Annotated in this window: 9 protein-coding genes; 2 read left to right on the top strand and 7 right to left on the bottom strand. The window is 60.8% G+C overall.

Going from position 1 to position 6064, the window contains the following annotated elements; translation table 11 throughout:
* Positions 1 to 68 precede the first annotated feature (68 nt).
* Entirely contained in the window at positions 69 to 1118 is a 1050-nt protein-coding gene (locus tag ACFWAD_RS22730; protein ID WP_378547958.1) for a cation diffusion facilitator family transporter, read from the bottom strand.
* Positions 1115 to 1537, bottom strand: coding sequence for an ArsR/SmtB family transcription factor (locus ACFWAD_RS22725; RefSeq protein WP_378547955.1), 423 nt, complete (start codon positions 1535 to 1537; stop codon positions 1115 to 1117). The genes ACFWAD_RS22730 and ACFWAD_RS22725 overlap by 4 nt, the downstream gene beginning before the upstream one ends.
* Before the next feature lie 111 nt (positions 1538 to 1648).
* Here ACFWAD_RS22725 and ACFWAD_RS22720 point away from each other — a divergent pair, with 111 nt between their 5' ends.
* Positions 1649 to 2074 (top strand): nitroreductase/quinone reductase family protein, encoded by a 426-nt coding sequence (locus tag ACFWAD_RS22720; protein ID WP_378547952.1) that lies wholly within the window; start codon positions 1649 to 1651, stop codon positions 2072 to 2074.
* 62 nt (positions 2075 to 2136) lie between these two features.
* Here ACFWAD_RS22720 and ACFWAD_RS22715 read toward each other — a convergent pair whose 3' ends face one another.
* The 4 genes from ACFWAD_RS22715 to hisI all read right to left on the bottom strand — a co-directional run bounded on the left by ACFWAD_RS22715 (position 2137) and on the right by hisI (position 3915).
* The gene (locus ACFWAD_RS22715) at positions 2137 to 2523 is read right to left on the bottom strand and encodes a DUF2784 domain-containing protein (protein WP_378538669.1); all 387 of its coding nucleotides are present in this window, start codon (positions 2521 to 2523) and stop codon (positions 2137 to 2139) included.
* A 73-nt stretch (positions 2524 to 2596) separates the two neighbouring features.
* Positions 2597 to 3241: an SRPBCC family protein gene (locus ACFWAD_RS22710; protein WP_378547949.1), complete on the bottom strand. Its 645-nt coding sequence runs from the start codon at positions 3239 to 3241 to the stop codon at positions 2597 to 2599.
* A gap of 26 nt (positions 3242 to 3267) precedes the next feature.
* Entirely contained in the window at positions 3268 to 3561 is a 294-nt protein-coding gene (locus ACFWAD_RS22705) for a DUF1905 domain-containing protein (RefSeq protein WP_378547946.1), read from the bottom strand.
* A gap of 6 nt (positions 3562 to 3567) precedes the next feature.
* Positions 3568 to 3915 carry a phosphoribosyl-AMP cyclohydrolase gene (hisI, locus tag ACFWAD_RS22700; RefSeq protein WP_050655350.1) on the bottom strand — a complete coding sequence of 116 codons (348 nt, stop codon included), beginning with the start codon at positions 3913 to 3915 and terminating at the stop codon, positions 3568 to 3570.
* Between the two features lie 100 nt (positions 3916 to 4015).
* Between hisI and ACFWAD_RS22695 the strand changes: the two genes are divergently transcribed.
* Positions 4016 to 4537, top strand: coding sequence for a universal stress protein (locus ACFWAD_RS22695; protein ID WP_378547943.1), 522 nt, complete (start codon positions 4016 to 4018; stop codon positions 4535 to 4537).
* A gap of 22 nt (positions 4538 to 4559) precedes the next feature.
* Here ACFWAD_RS22695 and ACFWAD_RS22690 read toward each other — a convergent pair whose 3' ends face one another.
* Positions 4560 to 6041, bottom strand: coding sequence for a flavin-containing monooxygenase (locus ACFWAD_RS22690; protein ID WP_378547940.1), 1482 nt, complete (start codon positions 6039 to 6041; stop codon positions 4560 to 4562).
* Between the last annotated feature and the right edge of the window lie 23 nt (positions 6042 to 6064).

Raw genomic sequence — 6064 nt, 5'->3', positions numbered from 1 at the left:
CCGTCAAATGGCAGCGCGAGGTTCCCGAGAAATTCCGCAAAGGATTCCGCGGGGTCTGTTTTTGCCGTTCAGGCCTGCAATCCGCGCGCCGCCTCGAGGTTCGGCGAATCATGCCCCGGATAGGCGTGAACAAGGGCAGTAGCAAGCTTGGGCACCGCGTGGGTGAGCGAATGCTCGGCGCTATGCGCGATCGCATGGGCTTCGGCAAGGGTTGCCCGGGGATCGATGTCGAGTTCTGCATCGGCATGCAGTCGGTGCCCGATCCACCGCATCTTCAAATCACGTACGCCGAGCACCCCGGGCTCGCGCTGTAGCGCATGTTCGGCATCGTCCAACAACTCCGGTTCGACACCGTCCATCAGCCGCCGGAAGACGTCTCGTGCCGCGGTCCGCAGCACGGCCACGATCGCCACTGTGATGACAAGACCGATGATCGGATCTGCCAACGGGAACCCCAGAGCGACTCCCCCAGCTCCCAGAAGGACTGCGAGCGAGGTGAATCCATCTGTCCGAGCATGCAGTCCGTCAGCGACCAGTGCAGCTGAGCCGATCTGCCTTCCGACTCGGATCCGATACAACGCCACGAGTTCATTGCCGATGAATCCGATCAACCCTGCCGCAGCTACCCAACCGAGATGCTCGATCTCTACCGGATTGATCAATCGCCGTACCGCCTCCACACCGGCAATCACCGCCGACAGCGCGATCATCGCAAGCACGAACAATCCGGCCAGGTCCTCTGCACGCCCGAAACCGTAGGTATAGCGCCTGGTCGCAGCTCGCCGACCGAGTGCAAACGCAATCCAGAGTGGAACTGCCGTAAGCGCATCGGAGAAGTTGTGAATGGTGTCCGCCAGCAGGGCCACCGAACCCGAAATTGCCACGATTGCAACCTGAGCCACCGCGGTGACACCGAGAGCGACAAGACTGATCTTGACCGCCCGGATGCCGATCTCACTCGATTCCAGTGCATCGTCGACGCTGTCCGCGGCGTCATGACTGTGCGGAGAGAACACTTCCCTGACTGCCGATCGAAATCCCTTCGGCCCGTATCCGTGTCCATGACCGTGACCGTGACCATGACCATGACCATGGGATGTTCTGGGCTCGTGCGTCATGACGCACCTTCTTCTCGATCGGTCCGCTCAGCCTTCGGGGAGCGCTCCGGGTGAATCTCCCGAAGCTCACCCTCACTACGGTGATGGCCCGGCAACCCGGGACCGGCATGCTCGGCATTGAACACCGCATCCGTAACCAGTTGGCGCACATGGTCGTTCTCGAGACGATAGAAGACCGTCGTACCGTCACGGCGCGTTCGGACCAACCTCGCCATGCGCAGCTTTGCCAGGTGCTGCGACACCGAAGGCGCCGGCTTGCCGACGCGTTCTGCCAGTTCGTTCACCGAGCACTCTCGGTCGACCAACGCCCACAACACCTGCACACGGGTTGCGTCGGCCAGCATGCGGAACACCTCCACCACGAGGTCGACTTGATCATCGGGAAGTTTTCGGCGACAAACACCACTATCTGCGTTCATACGTAGATAGTAGATCATCAGAGGTTCGAAGATGACCTCTCCTCGATTCACCAGTTGTGCAAAGCTTGGCGGCAAAGCACTTCTCCACTCGCAGACAGGAAGACAACAGAGATGAGTCCTGACGACTGGAACGCCGGCATCATTGCGGAATTCCGCGCGAACGAAGGCAAAGTTGGCGGACCTTTCGAAGGTGCGCCCATGGTGTTGGTCCATCACACGGGACGCAAGTCGGGACGCGAGTTCGTGAGCCCGATGATGTATTTGGCAGACGAGCAGGATCCGACCACCGTTTACGTCTTCGCGTCGAAGGCCGGCGCCCCGACCAATCCCGACTGGTACTACAACCTTGTTGCCGCTGACCAGGCCGAGGTCGAGGTCGGTACCGAAACGTATCCGGTCTCCGTCAGCGAAGTAACCGGCGAGAAGCGCGACCGAATCTACGACGAACAGGCCGGCCGATATCCCGGATTTGCCGAATACGCGGAGAAGACAGCCGGAATCCGCACCATCCCGGTTGTGGCACTGACTCGCGTGTAAATCCTGCGATGCGCCACCCTGCCGTTTCCATCACGAAACGGCAGGGGTCGTTCGAGACGGAATCACGACACTGACGACGCTTTTACCTCAGCCTTCGCATGCCGTCCGAGCAGCACGTATCCCACCCAGGATCCGACAACCACCGTCGCCGCGAACGCTTGCACAAGGCCTTCGATACTCACTGGATAGAACACCCCGGTGATGTAGTGCGAGATGAATCCGGTGGACGGCAATTCCGCGATTCCGGCCATCCGGCGGGCCCAATTCTCGAGATTGGTCAGCGGACAGTCATATCCGACCGCTATCGAACCGGCTCCCCAGACAACCGCAACAAGATGGAATGCAATGGTACGACGCCACTTCCACGCCACGAATCCACCCAGCACCACATAGAGAACAAACCCGAAGTGAACGAACACCGTCACTACTTCGATGAGCCGATACACCATCGTCGTCTCCGCTCGTGGCGCGGAAGTCCCGCAACAACCAGACTATTCCGATGTTAGTCCCCGTAGCGGCGATCTACCCGGTGTATGCAGCCGTCGTGCGGGCAGCGGCGGCGCGGGCGGCATCCTGGTCGTCGCCCGATGCGATTGCGGCAGCGGCCCATGATTCGCTGCTTCCCGCGATGAATGCCTTGGCCTCGTCACTCGCCGACCATTCGGGTGTCTCGAGCGGCGTCGCAATCCCGAGTTCCACGTGTCGAGCCAACCCGAGCAATCCCATGTCCCAGCCGACGCCGACGGCGCCAGGACCGTACTCGGCCCACCGATCCGGCTCGACGTCTGCGGCGTGTTCGAAGTCGAACAGTGTTGCACTGCCGTCTTTTGTTGCACTGCCGTCTTTTTCGGTGAGGTTCACCGTCACATAGCTCACGTCACCGCCGTATTCCCAGGTGATGCGAAGGGTTCGCGGAGCATCACACACCAGAATTTCGCCGCCGGCGTTGCCGTCGAGTTGGTAGCGCCCGCCGATCCGAGCCTCGCCCGACACCGGCATGAACCACAGCGGGATGCGGTCGAACTCGGTGACCGCCGCCCAGACGGTGCCGATGGGTGCCGCGAGCGACCGCGACATGCAGAGCGTGCGTGTTTTCCCTTCGTCACCGCCGAACGGGCTCAGTTCTCGCGCCACCAACTGCAACGAATCAACTGCCTTGTCGACCATGAGGCTCCTCGGTTCGAGCGAAACTTTCAGCTCAGTCGCTGCTGTAGATGTACTGATACTTCTTCTCCAGCGGCGCTCTTGCCGATCGCCTTGCAGAGTGCCACGCGCAGTGGAAGCCAGTGAGGTCCGTCGCCGGAGGGCATCAGCGTCGCCTCGAAGGGATGCTCACCATCGAGAGTCCCGACCACTTTGACAGCGCGTCTGGTTCCCAGAAGTTCCGCCGAGCCGGGCACGGTCAAGAACGTCGCGAACGCCCCGTCCTTCTCGATGGGTGAGGTGAACGAGTAGTCGAGCGGTTGTGGAGTCCTGTCAGCGGCCATGTCGCGTCACTGCTGAGCGGCGAGCAGGACGTCGGTATCGAAACACGTGTGAGTGCCGGTGTGGCATGCGGCGCCCTCCTGATCGACGATCAGCAAGACGGAATCGCCGTCACAGTCGAGGCGCACCTCGTGTACGTACTGGGTGTGCCCGGAGGTCTCTCCCTTGACCCAGTACTGCTGCCGCGAGCGCGAATAGTACGTCCCCTTACGGGTTTCCAGTGTTCGCGCGAGCGCTTCGTCGTCCATCCACGCGACCATCAGCACATCACCGGTCGACTTCTCCTGCGCAACCGCGCTGAACAGTCCGGCGTCGTTTCGCTTCAGCTTCGCCGCGATTGCGGGATCAAGGCTCATATGACGTTTATACCTTCCACCTGTGACTTCCGTGGAATTCCCCTGCACGGCCGCCCTAGAATGGAAGTTCCTTCGCCGTCACCGTGGAAGAAGATCCGACATGAACCATCAGCATCATGACGGTCCGCACCCGGAGTACACCTGCCATCTCGCGAACCCGAGTACCGATCGCGTCCGAACCCGCCACATCGTTCTCGGCATCGGCCCAGGTACTACCAGCAAGAATGTACTCAGCTACGCACTGACGCTTGCCGCCAAGGAGGATTCAGCCCTCCACGTCGTTCACTGCATCACGTCCGAGGACCTGCCTGTCGAAACCGACTCACCACAATTCGAAACACGCCTGCACGACGAGATGGCGGCGCAACGCGAGCAGACAACCTCGACACTCGCCTCACACACCGACGTCTGGACGTACGACTGCACCTACGGAGATCCAGCCGGTGTCATCCTCGCGACAGCGGACAAGTACGACGCCTTCACCATCGTGATCGGCTCACCGCGAAAAGGCGCTGCCTCCGCGGTGAGCCAACTGATTCACAGTTCGGTCTCTTCCCGGCTGAACCGGCAGAACCGCTATCCCGTGATATCGGTTCCCGCCGGCGTCAGATCAGCCAGATAGCCGAACACCGGCACATGGCCGCCTAGACGATCGAATAGTCGTCGAGCGGAAAGCGTTTCGCTTCGATGAAAGCGTTGCGTGTCGATGTGGGCCGCAGGATCGCAGCCTCACCGTGCTGATTGAAGTAATAGCTTCGCGCGGTCTGGCAACTGCCGCCGTAGAAGACGGAGTCCGCCAAGTTCTCTGTCATCCGGTCGAGGAACTCGGCGTTGGCAGTTTCGGTGACCTCGAATGTTTCCGCGCCGCGCCGTTTCACCTCGCCGAACAGTCGATCCATGTGCTGCATCTGGGATTCGATCGTCGTGAAGTAGGACAAACCGCTGTACGAGTAGGGACTGGCGAGCGTGAGGAAATTGGGGAAGTAAGGAACCGCGACGCCTTCGTAAGCCTGGAAACGGTTGTCACGCCACCACTTACCGAGGTTTCTGCCCTCGCGCCCGATAACCTCGATGGCCGGAAAGTTCACGTCCCAGAGGTTGAAGCCTGTTGCCAGCAGCAAGGTGTCGATCTCGGTCTTGCGGCCGTCAGCCGTGACGATTCCGTCGGCAGCAATGTGGTCGATCGACGTCGTTTCGAGATGCACGTTGTCTTTGGTGAACGTACGGAAGTAGCTGTTGGAGAACGTGGGCCGCTTGCACCCGAAGTCGTAGTCCGGTGTGAGTTGCTTGCGCAGGGTCGCATCTCGGACCTGGGACCGCAGGAATGCGCGCGATGCGGCCGACGCACCCTTGTTCAACAGTTTGACCTGCTTGTAATGCAGGACTGCGCTGACCATGATCATTTCGAGAATCGACGAACTGACGGCGCGGGCGATTCGCTGTGTGAGCGGAATGCGCGAGAACAGCTTCTGCACTGCATTCGGGATGGGGACGTCGATCTTGGGAACTACCCAGATCGGCGTGCGCTGGTAGACGGTCAACTCTGCGGCCTGACGCGCGACCTCGGGGATCAACTGCACAGCGGTAGCACCGGTTCCGATGATTGCGGTCTTGGTGCCGGACAGATCGTAGGAATCGTCCCAGGCAGTGGTGTGAATGATCTTGCCGGCGAAGTCGTCGATACCGGAGATGTCCGGCCGATGCGGTTGCGACAGGAAACCCGTCGCAGTCAGGAGGTACTTGGTAGTGATGTCCGGCGCCCCCTCGACGGATACGACCCAGTGCGAGGAATCCTCGTCCCAGCGGGCTCCGTCCACCACGGCACCGAACGTCATGTGCTTGCGCAGGTCGTATTTGTCTGCGACGTGATCGGCGTACTTCTTGAGTTCGGCGCCCGACGCAAAGAGCCTGGACCAGTTCGGATTGGGCTCGAACGAATACGAGTACGTGACCGACGCGATGTCGACAGCCAACCCGGGATAGCGGTTGACGTGCCACGTTCCACCCAAATCGTCCTCGCGCTCGAGGATCGCCAGCTTGTTCAGGCCCAGCCGCTTGAGTTGAATGGCCGCACCCATTCCGCCGAAGCCCGCCCCCACCACTACTGCGTCGTACTGCACTGCCATCGGAGAATCCCTCTCATGAACTA

It is taken from the genome of Rhodococcus sp. NPDC059969 (assembly GCF_042738325.1).
Classification (GTDB): Bacteria; Actinomycetota; Actinomycetes; order Mycobacteriales; family Mycobacteriaceae; genus Rhodococcus_F.
This window is presented reverse-complemented; position numbering and strand designations above follow the sequence as displayed.